21 protein-coding genes and 2 pseudogenes are annotated in these 24,424 nt (G+C 63.1%); 14 read left to right on the top strand and 9 right to left on the bottom strand.

Annotated features, from left to right (window positions below; translation table 11 throughout):
* The first annotated feature begins 31 nt into the window (after window positions 1–31).
* The 9 genes from AC04SI_RS18050 (at window position 32) to AC04SI_RS18010 (ending at window position 7,515) form a co-directional block, all read left to right on the top strand.
* Window positions 32–904, top strand: coding sequence for an SMP-30/gluconolactonase/LRE family protein (locus AC04SI_RS18050; protein ID WP_123149326.1), 873 nt, complete (start codon window positions 32–34; stop codon window positions 902–904).
* Between the two features lie 30 nt (window positions 905–934).
* Window positions 935–1,984, top strand: a complete 1,050-nt coding sequence (locus tag AC04SI_RS18045) for a sugar ABC transporter substrate-binding protein (protein ID WP_404284670.1) — start codon at window positions 935–937, stop codon at window positions 1,982–1,984.
* A 119-nt stretch (window positions 1,985–2,103) separates the two neighbouring features.
* Window positions 2,104–3,570, top strand: a complete 1,467-nt coding sequence (locus tag AC04SI_RS18040; RefSeq protein ID WP_404284668.1) for a sugar ABC transporter ATP-binding protein — start codon at window positions 2,104–2,106, stop codon at window positions 3,568–3,570.
* Window positions 3,567–4,565, top strand: a complete 999-nt coding sequence (locus tag AC04SI_RS18035; RefSeq protein WP_404284666.1) for an ABC transporter permease — start codon at window positions 3,567–3,569, stop codon at window positions 4,563–4,565. The genes AC04SI_RS18040 and AC04SI_RS18035 overlap by 4 nt, the downstream gene beginning before the upstream one ends.
* Window positions 4,562–5,056 carry a lactoylglutathione lyase family protein gene (locus tag AC04SI_RS18030; protein WP_123149322.1) on the top strand — a complete coding sequence of 165 codons (495 nt, stop codon included), beginning with the start codon at window positions 4,562–4,564 and terminating at the stop codon, window positions 5,054–5,056. The genes AC04SI_RS18035 and AC04SI_RS18030 overlap by 4 nt, the downstream gene beginning before the upstream one ends.
* 19 nt (window positions 5,057–5,075) lie before the next feature.
* Window positions 5,076–6,086: a C-terminal binding protein gene (locus tag AC04SI_RS18025; protein WP_404284664.1), complete on the top strand. Its 1,011-nt coding sequence runs from the start codon at window positions 5,076–5,078 to the stop codon at window positions 6,084–6,086.
* A gap of 13 nt (window positions 6,087–6,099) precedes the next feature.
* Entirely contained in the window at window positions 6,100–6,771 is a 672-nt protein-coding gene (locus tag AC04SI_RS18020; RefSeq protein ID WP_404284662.1) for an RraA family protein, read from the top strand.
* 104 nt (window positions 6,772–6,875) lie between these two features.
* On the top strand, window positions 6,876–7,067 hold the full coding sequence (locus AC04SI_RS18015) for a hypothetical protein (protein WP_404284660.1): 192 nt from the start codon (window positions 6,876–6,878) through the stop codon (window positions 7,065–7,067).
* A 31-nt stretch (window positions 7,068–7,098) separates the two neighbouring features.
* Window positions 7,099–7,515, top strand: a complete 417-nt coding sequence (locus AC04SI_RS18010) for an aminotransferase-like domain-containing protein (RefSeq protein ID WP_404284658.1) — start codon at window positions 7,099–7,101, stop codon at window positions 7,513–7,515.
* A gap of 684 nt (window positions 7,516–8,199) precedes the next feature.
* Here the strand turns inward: AC04SI_RS18010 and AC04SI_RS18005 are convergent.
* The 6 genes and pseudogenes from AC04SI_RS18005 to AC04SI_RS17980 all read right to left on the bottom strand — a co-directional run.
* Window positions 8,200–8,973, bottom strand: a pseudogene (locus tag AC04SI_RS18005) (vitamin B12 dependent-methionine synthase activation domain-containing protein); the annotation flags it as partial.
* A 3-nt stretch (window positions 8,974–8,976) separates the two neighbouring features.
* Window positions 8,977–9,267: pseudogene (locus AC04SI_RS18000) on the bottom strand (Arm DNA-binding domain-containing protein); the annotation flags it as partial.
* A gap of 293 nt (window positions 9,268–9,560) precedes the next feature.
* Window positions 9,561–11,123, bottom strand: coding sequence for a glutamine-hydrolyzing GMP synthase (guaA, locus tag AC04SI_RS17995; RefSeq protein WP_404281247.1), 1,563 nt, complete (start codon window positions 11,121–11,123; stop codon window positions 9,561–9,563).
* A gap of 9 nt (window positions 11,124–11,132) precedes the next feature.
* A complete protein-coding gene (locus AC04SI_RS17990; RefSeq protein ID WP_404281246.1) occupies window positions 11,133–11,813 on the bottom strand; it encodes a 5'-methylthioadenosine/S-adenosylhomocysteine nucleosidase in 681 nt (226 codons plus the stop codon).
* Between the two features lie 149 nt (window positions 11,814–11,962).
* Window positions 11,963–12,421 carry a PaaI family thioesterase gene (locus AC04SI_RS17985; RefSeq protein WP_404281245.1) on the bottom strand — a complete coding sequence of 153 codons (459 nt, stop codon included), beginning with the start codon at window positions 12,419–12,421 and terminating at the stop codon, window positions 11,963–11,965.
* Window positions 12,422–12,639: 218 nt separating this feature from the next.
* Window positions 12,640–13,929, bottom strand: coding sequence for an RsmB/NOP family class I SAM-dependent RNA methyltransferase (locus AC04SI_RS17980; RefSeq protein ID WP_488474585.1), 1,290 nt, complete (start codon window positions 13,927–13,929; stop codon window positions 12,640–12,642).
* A gap of 348 nt (window positions 13,930–14,277) precedes the next feature.
* On the opposite strand from AC04SI_RS17980, the gene AC04SI_RS17975 reads away from it, so the two are divergent.
* Window positions 14,278–14,955, top strand: coding sequence for an MIP family channel protein (locus AC04SI_RS17975; protein WP_192179792.1), 678 nt, complete (start codon window positions 14,278–14,280; stop codon window positions 14,953–14,955).
* A gap of 74 nt (window positions 14,956–15,029) precedes the next feature.
* Here the strand turns inward: AC04SI_RS17975 and katG are convergent, their stop codons facing one another.
* Entirely contained in the window at window positions 15,030–17,219 is a 2,190-nt protein-coding gene (gene katG / locus AC04SI_RS17970; RefSeq protein ID WP_404281242.1) for a catalase/peroxidase HPI, read from the bottom strand.
* A 131-nt stretch (window positions 17,220–17,350) separates the two neighbouring features.
* Between katG and AC04SI_RS17965 the strand changes: the two genes are divergently transcribed.
* On the top strand, window positions 17,351–18,259 hold the full coding sequence (locus AC04SI_RS17965; RefSeq protein WP_404281241.1) for a hydrogen peroxide-inducible genes activator: 909 nt from the start codon (window positions 17,351–17,353) through the stop codon (window positions 18,257–18,259).
* A gap of 91 nt (window positions 18,260–18,350) precedes the next feature.
* On the opposite strand, the gene AC04SI_RS17960 is transcribed toward AC04SI_RS17965, so the two are convergent.
* Window positions 18,351–19,016 (bottom strand): class I SAM-dependent methyltransferase, encoded by a 666-nt coding sequence (locus tag AC04SI_RS17960; RefSeq protein WP_488474584.1) that lies wholly within the window; start codon window positions 19,014–19,016, stop codon window positions 18,351–18,353.
* 91 nt (window positions 19,017–19,107) lie between these two features.
* On the bottom strand, window positions 19,108–20,331 hold the full coding sequence (locus AC04SI_RS17955; RefSeq protein WP_404281239.1) for a flavin-containing monooxygenase: 1,224 nt from the start codon (window positions 20,329–20,331) through the stop codon (window positions 19,108–19,110).
* Between the two features lie 294 nt (window positions 20,332–20,625).
* Here AC04SI_RS17955 and AC04SI_RS17950 point away from each other — a divergent pair, with 294 nt between their 5' ends.
* The 3 genes from AC04SI_RS17950 to AC04SI_RS17940 are packed head-to-tail and all read left to right on the top strand — an operon-like array spanning window position 20,626 to window position 24,373.
* A complete protein-coding gene (locus AC04SI_RS17950; RefSeq protein ID WP_404281238.1) occupies window positions 20,626–21,450 on the top strand; it encodes an N-formylglutamate amidohydrolase in 825 nt (274 codons plus the stop codon).
* Window positions 21,447–23,315 carry a flavohemoglobin expression-modulating QEGLA motif protein gene (locus tag AC04SI_RS17945; protein ID WP_404281237.1) on the top strand — a complete coding sequence of 623 codons (1,869 nt, stop codon included), beginning with the start codon at window positions 21,447–21,449 and terminating at the stop codon, window positions 23,313–23,315. The genes AC04SI_RS17950 and AC04SI_RS17945 overlap by 4 nt, the downstream gene beginning before the upstream one ends.
* 11 nt (window positions 23,316–23,326) lie before the next feature.
* Window positions 23,327–24,373 carry a glutathione synthetase gene (locus AC04SI_RS17940; protein WP_404281235.1) on the top strand — a complete coding sequence of 349 codons (1,047 nt, stop codon included), beginning with the start codon at window positions 23,327–23,329 and terminating at the stop codon, window positions 24,371–24,373.
* Window positions 24,374–24,424 lie beyond the last annotated feature (51 nt).

The following is a 24,424-nucleotide window of genomic DNA, read 5'->3' as shown; positions in this document are numbered from 1 at the left end:
GAAGCCAAGGTACGTGCTCCGGGGAGGAGACATGGACAGAGCCGAGCTCGCGCTCGACTGCCGTAACCTGCACGGCGAGGGAATTCTGTGGAACCACCATGACCGCCGGGTCTGGTGGACGGACATCCACGGGAAGCGTCTGTGGTGGCTCGAACCCTCATCAGGTGCTTCGGGTTCAATCGCCATGGCGGACCGCGTCTGCTGCTTCGCGCCCCGCGAGAAAGGCGGTTTCATTCTCGCCCTCGCAAAGGAGGTGGCGTTCTTCGACCCCGGCACCGGCGAACTCGCGACGATCCATCGCTTCGAGCCCGACAAACTGGCGACGCGCCTCAATGACGGCCGCACGGATCGCCAGGGCCGATTCATCGCTGGCGGAATGAACGAGGGTTCCGGACCGGAAAAGTCGACCGTGTTGCGGATCGATCCCGACGAATCGGTAACGACGATCATTACCGGCGTTGGCTGCGCCAACTCGACCTGTTTCTCGCCCGACGGGCGCCGCATGTATTTCGCCGACACCTCCGTCGGAACCATCTGGGTCTATGACTACGATCCGGGCACCGGGGTTCCAGGCAACCGACAAGTCCTCAACGATTTCAAGGGAGAGCCGGGCATTCCGGACGGCTCGTGCGTCGACGCTGAAGGCGCCGTGTGGAATGCCGAATGGGAAGGCCGGCGAGTCGTCCGCATCCTGCCCGACGGGAGCATCGACCGGGTGGTCGAGGTGCCGGTGTTAAAGCCGACCTGCTGCGCTTTCGGCGGGCCTGAACTCGAGACTCTCTACATCACCACATCGCGACTGGAGGCGACGCGGGAGCAGATCGCCGCCGAGCCGACGGCCGGCTCTCTCTTCGCTTTCAAACCCGGCGTGCGCGGCGTCGTGGACGCGCCGTTCGCCGGATAGAACCCGTCAAGCGTCCAAGGGAGGAAAGACATGAGCTTCAGCTTTCGATCGTTGATCGCGATAGCAGCGACAAGCGCGGTCGTAGTACTCACGGCGACCGGTATTGCCCTCGCCATCGACTACGCCGCACCGCAACCGCTTCAACCGGGCGCACAGGCGCCGATCACCAAGGGCGCCGGCAAGGACAAGATCCGCATCGCCTACATGCCGCCGGCGACCGAGTTCAACTACTACATCGCCATCGGCGAGGGCCTCAAAGCCGCAGCGGCCGAGAAGGGCAATGTTGAGACCTTCATGCTCGCCCCGCAAAGCGGCGCCGACATCAACGGCCAGATGGGCATGATCCAGGACGTGATCACCCAGGGCGTCGACGCCATCGTCCTGTCGACCCATGACGAGGCGGCCGCCGCTCCGCTCGTCAAGCAGGCCGTCGACAAAGGCATCTCCGTCGTCATCGTCAACTCCGACATCGCCAATTTTCCGACCCCGGTCCATGCCGTGGTCGGCTATTCGCAACGCAAAGGCACGCACAAGATCGGCGAATACCTCCTTGAGAGGCTCGGCGATAAATCGGTCAAAGCCGCGGTCATCGAAGGCCAGCCCGGCTATCATTCGACAGAGCGCGTCGGCGGCTTCCTCGACGCCGTCAAGGGCAAGCCGAATGTGGATATTGTTGCGAGCATTCCCGGCGGCTGGAATGTTGAGGGTGGCAACACCGCCGGCATGGACCTGCTCCAGGGTCATCCGGACGTCGACGTCATCTTTGCTGCGAACGACTACATGATCATGGGTGCCCAACTCGCCGCTAAGTCGCTCGGTCGAAACGACTTGATGCTGCTTGGCAATGATGGCGACACCGCCGCTCTCGAGGAGATCAGCAAAGGCACGGTCACCGCGACTGTCAACACGACACCATTCGTCATGGGCCAGATTGCGTTGCAGGTCGCGATCGACGTGCTCGACGGCAATTTCGCAGGAGGGTTTGTCGAAACACCGACAACGATTGTCGACAAGGCCAATGTGCTGCCGGTTCTGCAGGCGCCCGACAAGCTCTATCCGAAGCCGTCGATGCAGTATTGAGACGAACTTATGTTCCTTAAGCAGCACCTCCCTCGCTCGGCCGGACCACCCGGTCGGGCGAAGCAAGGATCGCGTGGAGAACTATGGAAGAGAGCGTTCCCGTCTGGGAGCTGAGGAACGTGACCAAGCGTTTCCCCGGCGTTGTGGCGAACGATTCCGTGTCGCTCAGCCTCGTTGCCGGGCGGATTCACGGCTTGCTCGGCGAGAATGGCTGCGGCAAGTCCACGCTTGTCAAGGTTCTGTGCGGGGTGCATCAGCCCGATTCGGGCGAGATCCTGTGTGCGGGCCGGCCGGTCGTGCTTTCCGACCCGATCGCCGCGCGGCGCGCAGGGATCGCCACGGTCTTTCAGGAGTTCTCGCTCGTCCAAACGCTATCGGTCGCGGAGAACATCTATCTCGGCCGGCTTCCGCGAAACCGATGGCGGATAGACTGGCCGGCAATGCGCGAGGGAGCCCGGCGCGTGCTTGGCCGCATCCACGTCGCGATCGACCCGGACGCGATCGTGGGCGAACTCTCAACCGCCGGCCAGCAACTCGTGGAGATCGCCAAGGCGATCGCGGCCAACGCCTCGATGATCATTCTCGACGAGCCGACCACCGCCCTCGGCCCCGACGAGATCGCCGAGCTTCATCGCCTTCTCCTGCGCCTCAAGGACGATGGCAGGATCATCCTCTACATCTCGCATCGCCTAGACGAGGTCGTTGAACTGGTCGACGAAGCAACGATCCTCAAGGATGGGCGCGTGGTATCGAACGCAGCGGAAACGCCGGTCGAGATCAGGGCCATTGTCCGTAAGATGGTCGGCCGCGTCGACGAACACTTTCCCAAGGCGGCGAATGCCACGGGTGACGCCCTCCTCGACGTGCGCTCCATCCACACGAGCAACCGCGTCGCCGGCGCTACCTTTACGGTTGGCCGCGGCGAGGTCTTCGGCCTTGGCGGCGTGCTCGGCTCCGGCCGCACTGAAATCGCCCGCGCCCTGTTCGGGGTCGATGTGCTTCGGCAAGGCGAAATCCGGCTCCGCGGCAAATCGCTCGAGCTTCTGTCCTCGCGCGACGCGATCGCCGCCGGGATCGCGCTTGTGCCGGAGAATCGAAAATCCGACGGGCTCTTCTTCAATTTCCACGGGCTTGAGAACATCTCGATCGCCGGGCTCGGCCGGATCACGCACGGAGCCATGCTCGACCACGCCCGCGAACGACGCCTTGCCCACGGCCTGATCCGGAGCCTCAGAATCACGCCTACTGCCGAGACGGCGCTGGTCGGCGAGCTTTCCGGCGGCAACCAGCAGAAGATCGTGATTGCCCGGTGGCTGTTCGCGGAGGCCGAGCTTTTCGTTCTCGACGAGCCGACCCAGGGTATCGATGTCGGGGCCAAGATCGCCGTCTATCAGCTCATCAACGAGCTTACAGCCGCCGGCAAGGGCGTCATCCTGATCAGCTCCGACTATGACGAGCTGCTCGCGATGAGCGACCGGATCGGCATTGTAAGCCGCGGAAGGATCGTCGCAATCCGCGATGCCAGGAGCCTCGACAAGGCCGACCTGGTCAAGGCCTCCGCCGACCAGGAGGAGCTTGCCGCATGAAGCGGATGGTGAGCAACCAGATCGTCGGTCCGCTTGCTGCCCTTCTCCTGGTGGCTGTCGTCGTCGCGCTCACCACCAACCGCTTTCTCGATGTCGGCAATCTGTCCAACCTCATTCTGCAGGTGAGCATCGTCGCAATCGTTGCGATCGGCTCGACCATCGTGATCTTCACCGGCGGCATCGACCTTTCCCCCGGTTCGGCCATCGCATTGATGACTATGGTTTTCGCCATGGCGATCAAATTCGGGGACGTGCCGCTGCCGTTCGCGATTCTGTTCGTCCTCCTGATCGGCGTGCTCCTTGGCGCCGTGAACGGCGTCCTCACCGCCTACCTTCGTATCCCGTCGTTCATCACCACGCTCGCGGCGCTCTCGGCGTTCCGCGGCATCGCCTTCATGTTCAACAACGGTTCGCCGGTATTCTCCGTGCACCCGAAGCTCGAGCCGATCTTCTACGGTTCTCTTCTCGGGGTGCCGCTGCCGCTCTTCTACGTCGTCGGCCTTTACGCACTCGCCTTCTTCGTCATGCGCTACACCGCCTTCGGCCGCACGATCTACGCGGTCGGCGGCAACCCGCAGGCCGCGGCGCTCTCCGGGCTCAATGTCGCCCGCACGCGCTTCCTTGCCTTCGTCATTGCCGGTGCGATGGCGGCGGTCGGAGCCGTGCTCATGGCCGCACGGCTCAATTCCGGCTCGCCCAATTATGGCGTTGGGATGGAGCTCTCGGCGATCGCCGCCGCAGTGATCGGCGGCGCAAGTCTCGCCGGCGGTCGCGGCCAGATCGTGAGCACCGTGATCGGCGCGCTTACCATCGTCATCGTCCAGAACGCGCTCAACCTCAACGCCGTGCCGGCGTCGGCCCAGAACGTCATCATCGGCGCCATCATCGTGACCGCGGTCGGCGTCGACATGTGGCGCGGCGAGATCGGTCGCGCACTCGCCTTCATCGTCGGCCCGCTCACCTTGCCAAGACAAAAAGGAAAGGTAGATCAATGACCGCCATAACCTTTTCCCACATCGGCATCACCGTGCCCGACCTCGAAAGAGCAGTCGAGTTCTACTCGATGGCCTTCGACTGTTATGTGATCATGGGGCCGACCAAGGTCAGCCAGGACGACAGCGCTATCGGCCAGATGTGCGACGACGTCTTCGGAGCCGGCTGGGGAAGTTTCCGGATCGCTCACCTCTCGACCGGCGACGGCATCGGCATCGAGCTCTTCGAGTTCCCCAAAACTCGCCCTGAGAAGCGGCCCTTCGAATACTGGCGTCCGGGCATCTTCCACATCTGCCTGCAGGACCAGCATCTCGAAGAGCGCGTCAAGCGCATCGAGGCCCTCGGCGGCCGCCAGCGGATGAGCCAGGTCCGCTACTACTATCCGGGCGAAAAGCCTTACCGCATGGTCTATTGCGAGGATCCCTTCGGCAATATCATCGAGCTCTACAGTCACTCCTATGAGCTCACTTATTCGGCCGGCGCCTACGTCTGAAGCGCAGGAGAGACGCGGCATGGCGGAACACCCCAAGGTCGTCATCACCGACTACGACTACGGCAATCTGGATATCGAACGGGCCGTGCTGGAGGCAGTCGGGGCGCGCGTCGTAGGGCTCCAGGCCAAGTCGGAGGAGGAACTGGCTGCCGAGGCGATCGACTGCGACGCGATGATGAACCAGTATGCCCGCATCGGCGCGAAGACCATCGAACGCATGCAGCGCTGCCGGGTGATCGCCCGCTACGGCATCGGTGTCGACATAGTCGATGTCGACGCGGCGACCGCCAAGGGCATTCTTGTCACCAATGTCCGCGACTATTGCACCGACGAGGTCGCCGACCATGCGATCGGGCTGTGGCTCGCGCTCGCCCGCAAGCTTTTCCAATACAACGCCGCGACCCATGAAGGGATCTGGCGTTGGCAGACCGGGCAACCGATCCATCGGTTTAAGGGACGCACAATGGGCATCGTCTCCTTCGGCAAGATCGGCCAGGCGATTGCCGAGCGCGCCAAAGGCTTCGGCGTCGATATCCTTGTTTATGATCCTTACATCGAGAAGGGCGTCGCCGAGGCGAAAGGCGCGCGCCGCGTCGGCAAGGCAGAGATTCTCCAAAACTCCGACTATCTGATGATGCAGGTGCCGATAACCCCCGAGACCCGGCATTTCCTGGGCGCGGCGGAATTCCGCCAGGTGAAGAAGGGGGCAATTATAGTGAATACCGGCCGCGGTCCAACCATCGACAACCGCGCGCTTTATCGGGCGCTGACCGAAGGCCGCATCGCCGGCGCCGGCTTGGATGATCCTGAAGAGGAGCCGGCCAAGCTCGCCAATTGGAACCCAAGCGGCAATCCGCTGTTCTCGCTTGCCAACGTCATCGTGACACCCCACACGGCGTACTATTCCGAAGAGTCGATCCGGGTTGCCCGCGAAACCGCCGCGTCAGAAGTCGCGCGCGTGCTGACCGGCGGCATGCCGCTCAACCCGGTTAACGCAGTAGAGCTGACGCGAACGCCGGCTCGAAGATAAGGGAGGTCGTGCGATGCTCAAGGTTTTCAACGATTTCGAGCGGCAGCCGGCGCTGCTTGCAAAATTCGATGAGGTCGCCAAATGCTACAGCGCCTCATGCGTCTTTGCCGATGCTCAATACCGTCAGGGCGTGATGGATTCGGAGATCAAGCCGGCGTTTCCGGCGAGAATCGTCGGCCAGGCCCTCACGGTCCAGCTCTCTTCCGGAGACCTCGTTGACCCGCTCAGGGCAATCGAGATGGGCAGGGATGGTGACATCATCGTCGTCGACGCGGGCGGCGACCGGCAAACCTCGGTGTGCGGCGGGCTGATGGGCGGGCTCGCAAGGAACCGCGGCATTCGCGGCATGATCATCGATGGCTCCGGCCGCGATATCGACGAGCTTGAGGCGATCGGCTGGCCGATCTGGACCCGCGCCATCACGGCGCGAGGCACGCACACAATGTATTCAGGCAGAAAGGATGAGCTCTCGATCAACGTGCCAATTCAATGCGGCGGCGTACCTATCAATCCCGGCGATTTCGTGGTCGCCGACACGATCGGCGTGACCGTCGTGCCGGTAGCCAGCGCCGAAACGGTCGTGGAGCTCGCGCGCGAACAGGCAGCACGCGAACAGAAGACCCGCGAACGGGTCGCCCAAGGGAAAACACTTGAAGAGTTGCTTAACGAGTTCGGTCGTCTTTGAGACCGAGGACCTTTCCGCTGGACCGCGATGCGTCTCTTGCCGTGGCAAGCCCGCTCTGTCACTTCATCAGCTCGGCCGCCCGATCGAAGGCGGCTGAAAATCCTTTGAGAGAAATCGACAAGTCGATAGGCTGGTTGCTGCTCGACCCCGGCGACACGGTGTGGCTGGAGGAGCCCGGCTACTATGCCGCCAGGGCGACCTTCACCGTGGCCGGCGCCAACATAATGCCGCTTGCCGTCGACCGTGACGGCTGGCAGATGAACCCGCCTGACATCGCGCCGCGGCTGATCTATTAACGCCGGCCTGCAGCATCCGCTTGGCATCACCATGCGCATGGACCAGCGGCTGCGCCTGTTCGAGATCGCCGAGCGCCACAATTCCTGGATCATCGAGGACGATTTCGACGGCGAGTACCGCTTCCAGGGACGGCCGGTGCCTGCGATACAGAGCATGGATTATGCAGTGTTCCACGATCTCTTCGCCTCCGAACTGCCCGCCGACGTGACGCTCTCGCCGGCGGGAGCCGGCATTCAGCTCGTCGCTGATCTGCCGGAGGGTTGCGATGACCGCGCGGTTGTCGAGGCCTACAGGCTCGGCGTCAACGCCTCGCCGCTGTCGAAATACTATTGGTCGACCTCAGGCAACGGCCTGGTGCTCGGGTATGCCGCCTGCAACAAGGCGCAGAGCGAAGCCGGCATCCGCCGCCTGCGCCAGGCGATCGAGCAGGCGCGGACACTGTGCTGACGCGGTCTGGCGCAGCCGGTGGATAATTCGCGCTCAAAGTGAGTGTGAGCGACCAATTTGGAGGGCAAAATACCGTCAGGGAAAATACGGCTCCTTTGACGGCAATTCCTCTCGCAATTTCAAAACTTAAGCCGTTGAGAAATACCGGCAGTACGCTGATTCATTTGACGGAATGCAATCAACCGCTCTTGGACGCTTGCGAATATACAGTCGGAAATACCGTCAGATTTTCCCGCTGCCTCCTTTGTCGTCTGGAGCAATCAAAATCAGCCTCTTGAAAATCAGCAGCTTGCCGATATCCGAGGTCCAATTGGCTATGGAGTGCCGATAGTCGATGAGATCGCAGATAACACTATGCTTTTCTACGCTAACATAGCCGTTTCGCCGAATTTCGCAGGTCTTTCCCCTCACTCCCACTCGATTGTTCAAACAGCATATAACCCATTGAAATCACTGTCAAATATTTTCCAACATCGCGCAAACTCCGACATCAAAACCGTCAAAAAGTTACGCTTTTGATTTTTAAAGGGAAAAATCGCCGCAAAAAATATTTTGAGGTTTCACCAACTATCGGGACCATCGGGCGATTTTTGCACTTTGCGGCGTTCGACGGCGCGCCCAAGCCGTCTCGAAAAGTACCGTCACCGCTCGCTGTCAGAGCGAAAAAGACAGAGCTTGCCGCCGCTATTCAGCCGCCTCGGCATAGTGTGCCGGCACATAGTTGAGAATGGGTCCGAGCCAGCGCTCGACCTCAGCCACCGGCATGACCTTGCGGGCGGCATAGTCCTCGACCTGGTCGCGTTCGACCTTGGCGACGCCGAAATAGTAACTTTCCGGATGCGACAGATAGATTCCCGATACGGACGAGCCCGGCCACATTGCATAGCTTTCGGTCAGGCTCACCCCGGCATTGCCCTCCCCGTCGAGCAGGCGAAACAGCGTCGCCTTCTCGGTGTGGTCGGGCTGCGCCGGATAGCCAGGCGCCGGGCGGATGCCGCGATAGGGTTCGCCGATCAGCTCGTCCGGCGCCAGGTTCTCATCGGGCGCGTAGCCCCAGAATTCCTTGCGCACCTTTTCGTGCATGCGCTCGGCGAAGGCTTCGGCGAAGCGGTCGGCCAGCGCCTTGACCATGATCGAAGAATAGTCGTCGTTCGCCCGCTCGAAACGCTCAGCGATCGCCACTTCCTCGATGCCGGCGGTGACGATGAAACCGCCGATATAGTCGGGCTTGCCGCTGTCCGATGATGCGACGAAATCCGAAAGCGCGACATTGGCCTTGCCGTCGCGCTTGGTCAGTTGCTGGCGCAAGGTGAACAAGGTCGCCAATTCCTGCGATCGCGCCTCGTCCGTGAACAGTCTGATGTCGTCACCGACGGCATTGGCCGGCCAGAAGCCGATGACGCCGCGTGGCGCGAACCATTTCTCGGCGATGATCTTCTTCAGCATCGCCTGAGCATCCTACTTTGCCTCTTTCAGGCGGCGCTTGTCGCGCTGCTTCTCGATCGCCGGCGATCGCCCTTCGCCAATGGCGCGCTTCGCGTCGAGGCACTTCTCTCGGACCAACGCGAGCGAGATGCCGTCTCTGCCATATCTGCCGAGATAGACCGTCTCGCGGCGTCCATTCAGCCTGTAGTCCAGCCGAAACGAGATCGCGCCACTGGGCATGACGCGGACATACATGCCGTCACGGTCAGCAATCTTGTAGATTTTTTCTTTTGGTTTCAGTGCTTTAAGGGTGGCGTCCGTCAGCATACCCATTGCCTCCTGAAAAGTACCGTCAGTACAATTTCAAGGCTCTGCGGCAGGAAATTCCTTTTTCCTTCAATGCCTTAAGGTACACAAAAGTACCGTCACGAGCCTCATTGGCTCCGACGGTACTTAGAAAAATTCGGGTGGGCAATATGCGGAAGGTCCGTCAAGCGGTCCGTCAAAGCCAATCTCTGCGTGCCGATTGTCGCCGATTGTCTCCGAAAGGATTTATTTTTGTTTTCAGTACGTTACGTCGCAGATTGGCGTATTTTCGGCGGCGTTTGAGTGGGTCTGAATCATTCCCACTCAATGGTGCCGGGCGGCTTTGAGGTCACGTCGTAGACGACGCGGTTGATGCCGCGCACTTCGTTGATGATGCGGGTGGCGGCGGCGCCGAGGAAGGCCATGTCGTAGTGGTAGAAGTCCGCCGTCATGCCGTCGACAGAGGTGACGGCGCGCAGCGCGCAGACGAATTCGTAGGTGCGGCCGTCGCCCATCACGCCGACGGTCTGCACCGGCAAGAGCACGGCGAAGGCCTGCCAGATGGCGTCGTAGAGGCCGGCCTTGCGGATCTCGTCGAGATAGATGGCGTCGGCCTCGCGCAGGATCTCCAGCTTGTCGCGAGAGATGCCGCCCGGGCAGCGGATGGCGAGACCGGGGCCGGGGAACGGATGGCGGCCAATGAAGCTCTCGGGCAGGCCAAGCTCCTTGCCGAGCGCCCTGACCTCGTCCTTGAACAGCTCGCGCAGCGGCTCGACCAGTTGCATGTTCATGCGCTCGGGCAGGCCACCGACATTGTGGTGCGACTTGATGGTCACCGACGGGCCGCCGGTGAAGGAGACGCTTTCGATGACGTCGGGATAGAGCGTGCCCTGGGCCAGGAAATCGGCGCCGCCGAGTTTTTGCGCCTCTTCCTCGAACACCTCGATGAACAGCCGGCCGATAGTCTTGCGCTTCTTCTCCGGGTCGGACTCGCCTTCCAGCGCCGAGATGAAACGATCAGAAGCGTCGACCAGGATCAGCGGCAGATTGTAGTGCTGGCGAAACATCGCCACCACGCCGACAGCCTCGTCCTTGCGCATCAGCCCGTGGTCGACGAGGATGCAGGTCAGCTGGTCGCCGACCGCCTCATGGATCAGCAGTGCCGCGACCGAGGAATCGACGCCGCCCGACAGCGCGCAGATGACCTTGCCCTTGCCGACCTGCTTGCGGATCGTCTCGACCGCGTGCTCGCGATAGGCCCGCATCGTCCAGTCGCCTTCGATGCCGGCGATGTTGTGGACGAAATTCCTGAGCAGCTTGGCGCCGTCCGGCGTGTGCACCACTTCGGGGTGGAACATGATGCCGTACATCTTGCGCTCGACATTGCCGAAGATGGCGAAGGGCGAGCCTTCCGACCGGCCGAACACCTCGAAGCCCTTGGGCAAGGAGATGACGCGATCGCCATGGCTCATCCACACCTGGTGGCGCTGGCCGGGCGCCCACAGGCCCTCGAACAGCGGGTTGTCCTTCTCGATCTCGACATAGGCGCGGCCGAATTCGCGATGGTCGGAGCTTTCGGCGACACCGCCCATCTGCACGCAGAGCGTCATCTGGCCGTAGCAGATGCCCAGCACCGGCACGCCGGCATCGAAGACGATTTGCGGCGCGCGCGGGCTGCCGATGTCGGAAGTCGAGGCCGGACCGCCGGAGAGGATCACCGCTTTGGGATTGATACGCTTGAAGGCTGCTTCGGCCGACTGGAACGGCACGATCTCGGAAAACACGCCGGCCTCGCGGATGCGGCGGGCGATGAGCTGCGTAAACTGGCTGCCGAAATCGACAATCAGGACGGTGTCGGGGTGATTGGCTGTCTTCATGGCGAGCGTTTAGAGAAAGAAATGAGTCGGCGCAATGGGTTGCGGGGCCGCACCAAGCTGCAGCGCATCTGAGGCGATCGCCTGCTCAAGCTGCCCGACCGCCCCGGCCAGCTTCTCATCGATGACGTGCAGATATTCCTTCCAGTCATTGACGTGCTTCAGGTCGGCGGCACCGTCGGAAATGCCGCGCAGGCCGATCAGCGGCAGGCCGAACAGCTGGCAGGCGCGCAGGCAGGCGAAGGTCTCCATGTCTACCATGTCGGCGGCGATGGCATCATAAGCGACGCCGGTAATGATCGCGCCGCCGGTCGACAGCGTCGCCTCTCTTATGCCGGGAATCCTGAACGGCAGGGGCACGGCCACCGGCAGGTCGAGAAACGGCGTGGCGCCCTTCTCGAAGCCCAGGGGCGAGGCGTCGATGTCGCGATAGGCAACCGAAACCACCTGGTAGATTTCCGTCTGCTCCAGGGTCCGGCTGCCGGCCGAGCCAAGCGAGACGACGAGATCCGGCAGCATCTTTTCGGCCTTCAGCCGGGCAAACTCGGCGCCCAGCCTGACACCGGCCTCGACCGGCCCGACGCCGGTCATGACAGGCGTGAACAGGCGCTTGAGATGCGGACCGTACTCGGCTTCGACCGCCATGACGAAGAGGACGGACTTGCCCGATAGATGAGAAACTTTACCCGCCACGATGTCTACTTCTCCCTACCTACTAGTTGCGCCGGAAGGGAAGACGGGCGACATGCCCTCGCCGCCTCCCGGCCCTCCGCCATGGCTCCGGGCGTTCGTCGCTCGAAAAGCCCATTTGGGGGCTTTTCGTCCGCTGCGCGGACCGCTCCTCACCCCGCAATGCCATCGCGGCCGACCACGGTCATCATCGTGCCGGTCATGGTGGCGATCAGCTTGGCTTCGCCGTCGGCGGCGAAGGCATAGGCCTGGCCGTCGGCGACGATGATGGTGCGGCCGGGCTTGGTCACCGAGCCGCGGAACAAGAAGCGCTCGCCCCTGCCCGGCGCCAGGAGATTGACCTTGAACTCGATGGTCAGCACGGTGGAATTCTCCGGCATCAGCGAGAACGCCGCGTAGCCGCAGGCCGAGTCCAGCGCCGTCGAGATGACGCCGGCATGGAGGAAGCCATGCTGCTGGGTGAGTGCCACCGAATAAGGCATCTCGATCTCGATGATGCCGGGAGTGACCAAGGTCAGTTCGGCGCCGATGGTCGTCATTGCTTTCTGACGCGCAAAGGACGTCCTGACGCGGTCCTCATAATCCGGAGCGGGTACGATCTTTGCTGCCATTGGCCTTCGCCTTTGTTTCCAGAGCAGCGGACTTTGCCGCCACTCTGTCTTTTTGTTTGAGCATTGGACCCCAAAACCGGTTTCCACTTTTGGGTCCAATGCTCTGGGCAAAGCTTATCGCAGAGGCATGGGCGGCAGGCAATCGCTAATGCTGCAGTGCAGCAATCGGCCTTCCGCCCTGCCTGAGCCGATCCCGCCTCTGTTGGCTGGCAAAACGATCAACCGGCCCGGCGCAGCGCGCAGACGTAGAACCCGTCCGTGGCGCTGAGTGCCGGCGACAGCGAAATGCCGCCGGCGGCGCCGATACGCGCGGCCGCCGCATGGCCCGGAAAATGGCCGTCCCAGAGCGCCCGGTGATCGACCGGGCTAAAGCCGTCGTGGCGTTCACGGAAGGCCGCGACCTGGTCGCTGTTTTCAGCGTCGAACACCGAACAGGTGATGTAGACCAGCAGGCCGCCGCGTTTGACGAACGCCTTCGCCGCGTCGAGGATTGCCGACTGCTCGCCCTTGCGCTGGTCGAGCTGTCTCTGCGTCAGCCGCCATTTGGCATCGGGGCGGCGCCGCCAGGTGCCGCTGCCGGTGCAAGGCGCGTCGACAAGCACGATGTCCATATGGCCTGACAGCGGTGCGAGCTCCGCCGGCTTGCTGACGATCTGGATGTTGCGGTTTTCCGAACGGCGCATGCGGTCGAAGATTGGCGCAAGCCGCGCCTTTTCGGCGTCGTGAGCGAAGATCTGGCCGCGATTGCCCATCTCGGCCGACAGCGCCAGCGTCTTGCCGCCGGCGCCGGCGCAATAGTCGAGCACCTGCATTCCGGCCTCAGCACCTGTCAGTGCGGCGACGATCTGCGAGCCCTCGTCCTGGACCTCGAACCAACCTTTCTGAAAGGCGGGCTCGGCCTGCACGTTGGGGTGCCGGCCGTCGCCGTCGATCGGCGGGATGCGGATGCCCTGCGGCGCAAGGCGCGCCGGCTTGGCGCCGGTGTCGGCGAGTTCGGCCAGCACCTTGCCGCGATCGGCCTGCAGCGTGTTGACCCGCAGGTCGAGCGGCGGGCGGGTGGCAAGGGCAGCCCCCTCTTCGACCCAGGCCTCGCCAAAAGCCCGTTCGAAGAGCGGTTCGCACCAGTCGGGAATATCCGCGCGCACTGCTTCCGGCGCGACTTCGGGCCGGCGGGCGGCGAGCGCCTTCAGTTCGTCGGCGTCGAGCAGCGGCGGCGCGAACTTGTCTCCGTCGAGCGCGTCATTCAGCGACTGCGCCGTCTGCCCCCATTCGAGCAGCAACGCGCCGAAGCCGATGGCGCGCGGCGTGTCCTGGCCCAGCAGCCAGCCGGCGGAGCGCCTGCGGCGCAGCGCGTCATAGACGATGTTGCCGATCGCCGCGCGGTCGCCGCCGCCGGCGAAGCGGTGCGACAGGCCCCAATCCTTCAGCGCATCGGCCACCGGCCGGTGGCGCCGGCCAATGTCTTCCAGCACTTCGATGGCCGCCGCCAACCTTCCGCCCAGTCGCATTCTCGTCTTCCGATGCTCAGCAATTCATGTCCGGCCCTGCTCTTAGAGCCTTTCGTGCCCAGATTGAAATAGTTCCGTTTGCCCGATGGCGACACGGCCCACGCCGAATGTGGCGAAGGTCCGATGGCATGCATCCTGCGTGCCGCACGAAAAAGCAGTCGTTTTCCAGCCACAACGAAACAATTCGATCAATACATTAAAGCTCTCTAATGCGCGCGACTGGCGTCCACAAGCATGCCGGCTGGAGCAAGCGCTCTGCTTTCCAAGTTTTCCTGTTGCGAATACTCTTACCGCCATGATTCGCATCGCAGAAAAGGCGCGGCCGCGAATCGATACGAGGAGAGGGCAATGAAGACTTATCTGGCGGAAGTTCTAGGCACGTTTCTGTTGGTGTTCATCGGCACGGCTTCCGTGGTCACGGGCGGCTTCGGCGGCGCGCTGCCGCTCGGTCAGGAAGGCATCGGCCTGGCGTTCGGCATCGGCCTGATTGCGGCGGCCTATGCGATCGGCCCGATCTCGGGCGCGCATCTCAACCCGGCGGTGACGCTCGGCGTCTTCCTCGCCGGCCGGCTGCCGGCCAAGGACGTCGTCCCCTATTGGATCGCGCAGATCATCGGCGCCATCCTGGCCTCGCTGGCACTGTGGATCATCGTCTCCGGCCAGGTCGGCGGGCACACCGGCGGCTTCGGAGCGAATGGCTGGGATGAGGCGAAATGGGGCGTCAGCTCGGCCTTCCTGTGGGAGCTGATCGGCACCTTCACCTTCGTCACCGTGATCCTCGGCGTCACCGCGGAAAAGCACTCGACGGCGTTTGCCGGGCTGGTCATCGGCCTGACGCTGGCGGGCATCCACTTCGCCATGATCCCGGTCACCGGCACCTCGGTCAACCCGGCCCGTTCGATCGGCCCGGCACTGTTTTCGGGTGGTGCGGCACTCAGCCAGCTCTGGCTGTTCATCGTCGCCCCGCTGATCGGCGGCGCCATCGCCGGCGTGGTCGCCAAGGCCGGCATCTTCGAGAAGGACTGATTTTCGAAGCCTGAATACGAATAAGGCGCGGGCCACGGCCCGCGCCTTATTCTGGATCTTGAAGACTAGCGCGATCAGGCCACGAGGTCGAAGCGATCGGCGTTCATCACCTTGGTCCACGCCGCCACGAAGTCTCTCGCAAACTTCGCCTTGGCGTCCGTCGTCGCATAGACTTCGGCCAGCGCGCGCAACTGCGAATGCGAGCCGAAGATGAGGTCGGCGCGGGTGCCGGTCCACTTCACTTCGCCGGTCTTGCGGTCGCGGCCCTCGAACATATCCTTGGCGTCCGACGCCGCCTTCCACTCCGTGCCCATGTCGAGCAGGTTGACGAAGAAGTCGTTGCTCAGCGTTGCCGGCTGGCTGGTGAAGACGCCGTGCTTCGACTGCCCGGCATTGGCGCCGAGAACACGCAGGCCGCCGACGAGAACCGTCATCTCCGGCGCCGTCAGCGTCAGCAACTGCGCCCGGTCGACCAGCGCTTCCTCGACGGTTAGGCGCTGCCTGCCGCTGACATAGTTGCGGAAGCCGTCAACCGTCGGCTCCAGTGGCGCGAAGGAGTGGATGTCCGTCTGCTCCTGCGAGGCGTCCATGCGCCCCGGCGTGAAGGGAACCGTCACGCCATTCCCGGCCGCCTTCTCGATGGCAGCACCGCCGCCGAGAACGATCAGGTCGGCGAGAGAGACCTTCTTGCCGCCGGACTGCGACGCGTTGAACTCCTTCTGGATCGCTTCGAGCTTGTCCAGCACCTTGGCCAGCTCGGCCGGCTGGTTGACGGCCCAGTCCTTCTGCGGCGCCAGGCGAATGCGCGCGCCATTGGCGCCGCCGCGCTTGTCGGAGCCACGGAAGGTCGAGGCCGAGGCCCAGGCCGCTGAGACCAGCTGCGGCACCGACAGGCCGGACGCGAGGATCTTCGCCTTCAGCGCGGCAGCGTCCTGCTCGTCGATCAGAACATGATCGACTGTCGGGATGACGTCCTGCCAGGGCAGCTCTTCCTTGGGAACGAGCGGGCCGAGATAGCGCACGCGCGGACCCATGTCGCGATGGGTCAGCTTGTACCAGGCGCGCGCGAACGCGTCGGCGAACTGATCCGGGTTCTCATGGAAGCGCCGCGAGATCGTCTCGTAGGAGGGATCGAAGCGCAGGGCGAGGTCGGTGGTCAGCATGGACGGCGCATGACGCTTGGCCGAATTGTGCGCATCCGGCACGCTGCCGGCGCCGGCACCACCCTTCGGCGTCCACTGGTGAGCGCCGGCCGGGCTCTTGGTTAGTTCCCAGTCGAAGCCGAACAGATTGTCGAAGAAGTTGTTGCTCCATTTGGTCGGCGTCGTCGTCCAGGTGACTTCCAGGCCGCTGCCGATCGCATCGCCACCCTTGCCGGTGCCGAATGTGCTGGCCCAGCCGAGGCCCTGCTGCTCGATGTCGGCGCCCTCAGGCTCCACGCCCACCAACGATGCATCGCCGGCACCGTGGGTCTTGCCGAAGGTGTGGCCGCCGGCGATCAGCGCTACTGTCTCCTCATCGTTCATGGCCATGCGGGCGAAGGTGTCGCGAATGTCGCGCGCCGCGGCCAGCGGATCCGGATTGCCGTTCGGACCTTCCGGGTTGACGTAGATCAGCCCCATCTGGACGGCGGCGAGCGGGTTCTGCAGATCGCGGTCGCCGCTGTAGCGCTCGTCGGCCAGCCACTTGCCTTCGGGACCCCAGTAGATGTCCTGCTCCGGCTCCCAGACGTCGGCGCGGCCGCCGGCGAAGCCGAAGGTCTTGAAGCCCATCGATTCCAGGGCGACATTGCCGGTGAGGATCATCAGGTCGGCCCAGGAGATCTTGCGGCCGTATTTCTGCTTGACCGGCCACAGCAGGCGGCGGGCCTTGTCGAGATTGACGTTGTCCGGCCAGCTGTTCAGCGGCGCAAAGCGCTGCTGGCCGGCTCCGGCGCCGCCGCGGCCGTCGCCGATGCGGTAGGTGCCGGCGCTGTGCCAGGCCATGCGGATGAACAGCGGCCCGTAATGGCCGAAGTCGGCCGGCCACCATTCCTGCGAATCCGTCATCAAGGCATGCAGGTCCTTGATCACGGCGTTGAGGTCGAGGCTCTTGAACTCCTCGGCATAGTCGAACGCCTCGCCCATCGGGTCGGACAGACCGGACTGCTGGTGCAGAACCTGGACGTTCAGCTGGTTCGGCCACCAGTCGCGGTTGGCCCTGGCTGCGGTGGTGTGCACGACGGGGCATTTGCCCGCGCTGTTGTCATCGGTTTTCGCGTCCATCTTTTACTCTCCGATTTGCTGAATCTTTTTCCGGGGAAGCATCGAGCCGCCACTCTGGAATGGTTCCAGACTAGGGCGCTTTGACGATAAAAACAAATTGCCTTTCCTGTTTTTTCCGATAGGTTTTTCTTATGATAGGCCTCACCGTCCGGCAGATGCAGTATTTCGAAGCGCTGGCGCAGACGCTGCATTTCGGCCGCGCGGCGAAACTCGCCGGCGTCAGCCAGCCGGCGCTGTCGGCGCAGATCGCCGAGATGGAGCAGCGGCTCAACTGCCGGCTGTTCGAGCGCGGCGGCAAGGTGGTGCGGATGACCGATGAGGCGCTGACCCTGCAGCCCCGCATCGAGCGCATTCTCGCCGATATACGTGACGTCGAAACGACCGCAAGGCGCGGCCGCCCGGCCATGGAAGGGCGCTTCCGGCTGGGCATCATCCCGACGGTTGCGCCCTATCTGTTGCCGCATGTGCTGCCGGAGCTGAAACGGCATTTCCCGGCCCTGCAGCTCGAACTGCGCGAAGCGGTGACCGCATCGCTGATCGAGGACAGCGCCTCGGGCAGGCTCGACGCCTTCATCGCCGCCCTGCCGCTCGATCATCCCGGCCTGGTCAGCGAGGAGCTGTTTTGCGACCGGTTCTTCCTCGCCGTGCCATCGGGCGATCCGGCCTTCGCCTCGCCGCCGGTGCCGCCGGAAAGCCCGGCGCTGGAACGGCTGATGCTTCTGGAGGAAGGCCACTGCTTGCGCGAACAGGCGCTCGCGGTGTGCGGCAGCGTTCGCCCGGTGGCAATGGCAAGCTACGGCGCCACCAGCCTGACGACGCTGTTGCAAATGGTGGCGCACGGGCTCGGCGTCACGCTGATCCCCGAAATGGCGACAGGCCCGGCTAGCGTGATGCCGGATCTCAAGATCGTGCCGTTCCAGGAGCCGATGCCGCAGCGCACGATCTGCCTGGCCTGGCGGCGCAACAAGGTGCGGCACGACGAATGCGTTGAGCTGGCGAAGATCATTCGTGGGCTCGATGCGGCAGTGCTGGCGGCCTGAGGTGCTACCGCAATAGACCCCAGATCGGCAACTGGCGCAAAAAGCGAATCCTGGGGCTCGCTTTGACGCGCCCTCGGAAAAGGACCTTAGGTCAGGCGCGCTGGAGAATATCCGCCTTGATGGGCTGGTCGAATTCCAGTGAACCTTCGCTGGTGCGCGCTGCCGCCGCAAGCACGGCGGCTCTGATGGCAGATTTGTTTTGCTCGACAATTTCGCGTCGCGATGGATCGACAGCTACAATGCGATCCAAAAAGCCGTCGGCGGTTGGAAAGACATCGCGACGAACGTAGTTCAACGTCGCCATCCGAGAGAGCACTCCAGACAATGTGGCCGTTTCGATCGCGCGTTGCGCCGCTAGCCGGACAACGGTCTCGTCCTCTACCAATCGAAGAGCCGAGAAGAAGGTGCCGGTCGGCAACGGCTCGACAATGATCACGACGCCGTTTGGCCTGATGACGCGCGCTGTTTCGCGAAGCGCTACCGGCATCGCCATTTCGGGAACGTGGTGAAGCGCATTAATCATCGTGCAGAGGTCGAATGTCGCGGTGTCGAAAGGAAGAGCCTCGGCCACGCCTTCGAGGAAATTGGCCTGCGGAACAGCCGCTGTGGCAGCCCGTATGGCGTCCACGCCCGGATCGATGCCGACCACCTCCGCGCCTTCGGCAGCAAGCTGACCTGCAAAATTGCCGGCCCCGCAACCGATGTCGAGAATCCTAAGCCCAGCGATCGATGGGCGCACCGATCTGACAACTGCCAATGGACTGTCTACAGGTTGCACTGCCGTCCACCTTTACCCTTGATCGTAGCCAGTTCGCGGGCGCCTCATCTGCTTCGATATCCAATCCGGCTCATCTCTTTGCGAGATGGTCAACCAGACGGGCTACCTCCTCGGCAATGCCGGGTACCGTGCCCGATTTCCGCGTTGATGCGAAATCGAGGCCGGCAAAATAGATGCCGGGATCGACGCCGATGCCGTCCTCGTGCAGGGGCTGACCGGTCGCATCAAGCGCGCCCGGCAGCCCAACCCATCCGAAATCACCCGTAAAGCCGGTAGACCAGATTACCGAAGAGATCCCGCTGGCCGCCAGGTCGATCGAGCGGATGGGTGGGCTCGGCAATCGCGGCTCGATGGTTTCGGCCGGATCGTCCTCGGCCGGAGGCGCCTGAAGGCCGGTGCGCTCGATATACTGGTCGACAAGGCGCTTGGCATCTGCAGAGACCTCATCGGCAAAGCGAATATGGTCATCGAGCTGATCGCCAAAGATGAGGCTGCCGTTGTCCACGCCGAGAAATCGACCAAGCAGCACGACGCCCTGCGCAGTGAGAGACTGCAGGCTGATGGTGTGCGTCGCGCCGAGTAACGGGCGCGCTGGCAATTTGCCGGATGGCAGGACTAGTTCCCGGCGCGGGAGATCGAGATGACCGCTCAGGGTCAGCCAGTTGAGCATGCTGCCGCCGCGATAGTTCCGCACCCAGCGGCCATTGCGGCATGTCGCCAGAAAGACGGAGCGCCCAGCCAGAGCCAGGTCTTCGGCAATCTGGCCTCCCGATTGACCGCTGCCGACCACCAGTACCGCACCGTCGTCAAGTGCGGCCGCACTGCGATATGCGGAGGAATCGATCTGGCGAAGTGCCGACGGCAGCTCGGCGGACCAGGGCGGGCGGACCGGACAATTCAGATTGCCAGTCGCGATCACCACATTGCGCGCCCGAATCGTGCCATCCGGCGTCGCTACCCGATAGTGCCCATCGTCTCTTGTCAGTTCCTGCACCGGAATCCCGGTTCTCACCGGCAATCGGTGCCGCTCGACGTAGCTCTCCAGATAGGCGACGAATTCGTGGTGCGTTATGGCACCCCAAGGATCCGCCCCGTCGTAGGAATCGCCGGGCAGGATCGAGCGTATATTGGGCGAATTCAGCCGGAACGAGTCCCATCGCTGCATCCGCCATGTCTCGCCGATGCGGCTTCGTTCAAGCACGCAATGCTTGAGCCCTTGCTGTTTCAGGAAATAGCTCGCGCCGAGCCCGGCCGAGCCGGCGCCTATGACAACGGAATCGAGTATCCCCTCCACCCAGTTCCCCGACGCAGATACACTTCGAAACAATAGTGTGCGGAGAGCGGACGCGAAGGCGCTCACCCTTGCAATGCGGCGAGGCATTTCGTGCCGCCAATTCGACCGCACCTAAACAAGGACAGCATAATGCAAAGTGCCAGTTTCTGACAGTCCCAAGGATGGAGGCCATCCCCGCGTCGCGGATCATCTTCGGCGTGACTCTTCCATCGAAGGCTCAGCTTTGCTCATGAGTAACCCGCCGGGCTTTTGTACTGCCCCGGAACCGTCCGCCCTCTCCACGCATTTCGATGGATGTTGAGCAAGCCTATTTTCAACAATGCTGCGAGCGGGTCACCGGCTGGCTGGACAATCAAGCTTGGCGATTCCCCCGTCATTGGCACGGCGATCCACAGCGGCTCCGACGTCGGGCGCACTTGCCAATCGCTCATGTGCATCCCCGACCCTGACCGGCTGCGGGAGGAGGACCCCTTCACCGAGCACTTTATCGCCGATTTCCCCACCCAGATCGTCGTTCATCGATCGCGCTTTCAAGTCGACCTGAACCGCGTGCGCGAGGCTGCGGTCTACCGGTCGCCGGACCAGTCCTGGGGCCTGAACGTATGGCGAGAGCCGCCCGCCGAGGACATTGTGAACGAGTCCCTCGCCTTTCACGACGCGTTCTATGGCGAGCTCAAGCGTGTGCTCGCCGATGTCGAGAAGCGCTACGGCAGGTTCGTCCTTGTCGATGTCCACAGCTACAACCACCGGCGCGAAGGGCCGAAAGCAGCGCCTGCGTCGCAAGATGGCGCGCCTGACATCAATATCGGCACATTCTCGATGGACCGCGCGCGCTGGGCGTCGATCGTCGACGCCTTCACGGATGCGCTGCGCGGCCAGCGTTTCAATGGCGAACCGATCGACGTGCGCGAGAATGTGTCTTTCCAGGGCAAGGGCGAACAGACCCGTTTTGTGCATGCCAATTTCCCCGAGACCGGGTGTGCCATCGCGGTCGAGTTCAAGAAGATCTTCATGGACGAATGGAGCGGCGAGCCCGACTGGGCAGCGATCGAACGGCTGCGTGCCATGCTGGCGTCCACCGTGCCCGTTCTCGAGGCCGCGCTGCGGGGCATGACATGAAGCCGAAGCTCGTCGAGGCTGCGTCTCCGTTGGCTGATATTGAAGCGGACCTGGACGCGCTTTTCCGGGACGGCAAACCGATCCGCCGCGAGTTCGGCGACGGCAACCGTCTGCACATCGATCGGCCGCTGCCCTTTCTCTGCGTCCATGTCGGGTCGCAGCAGGATGCGGCGTTCCAAATTGTTTCCGCCAATGCGTCCTATCTCATCGTGGCCGATAGTGGCTTCGCCGGCAAGGTCGCGCGGCTGGTGGCGCGAAGGATGCGCGATCATTGCGGCGCCTTCCTCGTCATCGACATCGGCGAGTTGGCCGAAGACCGGTTCCTGACGGAGGACGTGCCGTTCCTGCCGCCTTTCGAGATTGCACTGGCCAGCGGCGACACCGCGGCGGAGAAGGCGGCGCTCAAGCGCTTCGCCACTGCGGCGTCCGGACGCGAAGCGAAATACCGCACGCCGCGTGTCGACGAACTCAATCCCACGACACGCGCCGAAGCACGGCTCTCGGAAGATCTCGGCGATGTTGCGGGCCTCACGGTGCGCTTCGCGCCGATCTACAGGGTGCCTGGCAGCGAGCGCGTCTATCCCGAATTGCGCGACCTTGTCGTCGCCAACATGGTGGATTCCGCGCTTCAGGCGGTCAGCGCCTTTCTGAAGGCATCAAAGCTGGAACCGCCGGCAACCCATCGTTCGCTGGGGCGGCGCGCCTATATCGACGCTGTCGTGCGCGCCGACCGGGCACTAGACAGCGTCGCGTCGACATTCGATTTCCTGCTTGCCGTCACGCCGATCAACGCCGAACCAGCCTGGCGGGAATTCCAGGCGGGTGGCTTCGAGCATGTCCCCACACTGCTCTACAGGCCGCTCGAATTCGAGGTCGCCGCCCAGAAGCGGAAGCTCTATTCGGTCTCGCTCGATCATCTGGAAGATCCGCTGCTGACCAAGCTTCTCTCGCAAAAGCAGCAGGAGCTCGATCTCCAGCTGTCGATGCTCGCGGCACGCGAGACGCCCCGTTTCGTCGAACTCGGACGAGCACTCTATGGCAGCGTCGAGCCGAGCCTGGCGGCGAGAGCACGCGCCATTCTCGAAAAGGCGCCCCGCGCTGCGTCGGCGGCGAGGCAGAAGGGGCTGGGCGCAGACGCCGTCGCCGCGGCCGCGCGAGACATGATCGCCGGATACCGTGCCGCCTACCCCGATTTCGATGCTTCCGTGGAGATCCGCGGCGACCTGCCGGCCGGCCTGCTCGTCTCTCGAAACCTGCTACTGGTTTCGCGCGATACCAACCTTCCACCGGAGCGTCTGACCGCACTGCTCAGTCACGAGATCGGCGTCCATCTGCTGACCTATTTCAACGGCGATGCGCAGGGGCTCGCCATCTTCCGCAACGGGCTCGCCGGCTACGAGGGCATGCAGGAGGGACTGGCCGTGCTGGCGGAATATCTGGTCGGCGGCATGACCGCAGCGCGGCTGCGGCTGATCGCGGCCAGGGTCATCGCCTGTCAGGCGATGCTCGAGGGTGCGACGTTCGAGGAAACCTTCCGCGTCCTCCACCAGGATTTCGGGCTCGACGAGCGCAGCGCCTTCAACGTCGTGCTGCGTGTCTTTCGAGGTGGCGGCCTGGCAAAGGACGCCATCTATCTGCGCGGCGTGGTGCAGGTCCTCGATCATCTGAGGAATGGCGGCAGCCTCACGCCGTTCTGGATCGGCAAGATCTCCGCCGCGCATTTCGGCGCAATCCAGGAACTCAACGCGCGCGGCTTGCTGCGCGCGCCGCGCCTCGAACCCGCATTCCTTTCTTCCGACGCGGCGCGTCCGCGGCTCAAGAAAGCGATGGCGGGGATCGATCCGATCGATATGGTTGAGACTTGAGGGAGCACCCGATGCGCATTGCGTTCTTCGTCAATTCGGTCGAGAGCGAAACGCCCGGCTACACGACGACAACGCTGGCGCTGGCTGCAATCCAGCGCGGCCATTCTGTCGTCTATGTCGAACCCGGCGACTTCATACTGCGTCCGGACAACAGTCTGGCTGTCAATGTCGCGGTGCTGCCGGACGCTCCCTACAAGACGCCCGACAAACTGTATGCTGCCCTGAAGGATGCCGCGAAGCAGAAAAAGACGTTCGCGGCAAGCGATATCGATATCCTGTTTCTGCGCAACGACCCGTCGCTCGACGCTACCGATCGGCCATGGGCCGCCAATGCCGGCATCATGTTCGGGCGGCTTGCAGCGGAACAGGGCGTCATCGTCGTCAACGATCCGGACGGTCTGGCACAGGCACAGAGCAAGCTCTACCTGCAGACCTTTCCCGAAGCGGTTCGGCCGGCGACCCTGATATCGCGCAGCATTGCCGAGATCCGCGCATTCATCGACAAGCACTCGAAGGGCTGCATCGTCAAACCACTGCAAGGGTCGGGCGGCAAGAACGTCTTCCATATTGCGACACCTGCCGATTCCAACCTCAACCAGATTTTCGAGGCCGCCAGTGGTGACGGCTATCTCATCGCGCAGGCCTACATTCCGGAGGCCAAGGCCGGTGACGTGCGGCTTTTCCTGATGAACGGCCTGCCGTTGATGCGCGACGGAAGTTACGCCGCCTTTCGCCGCATCCCAGCCAAAGGCGACGTCCGCTCCAACATCCACGCCGCGGGAACAGCCCGCAAGGTCAAGGTGACAGACACGATGTTGCGCATTGCCGAGATGGTACGCCCCAAACTGGTCGGCGACGGCATGTTTCTGGTCGGGCTCGACATCGTCGGCGACAAACTTCTGGAGATCAATGTCTTTACGCCAGGCGGGCTGGCACGGCTCGCCGACATGTACAAGACGGATTTCGCCACGCGTGTCATCGTCGCGCTGGAGGAGAAGGCGACGCTGCGCCGAGCCTATGGAAAGACCGTGCCGAATTCGCGGCTGGCGACGCTTTGATGATGCGGGCAAGCCGGATAGCGATTTTCCAGCCGGGCGCCGTCCCATCCA

The sequence above is a fragment of the Mesorhizobium sp. CNPSo 4689 genome (assembly GCF_057784325.1).
Note: the sequence above shows the minus strand (reverse complement) of the source record. Positions and strands in the feature narration are given on the sequence as shown.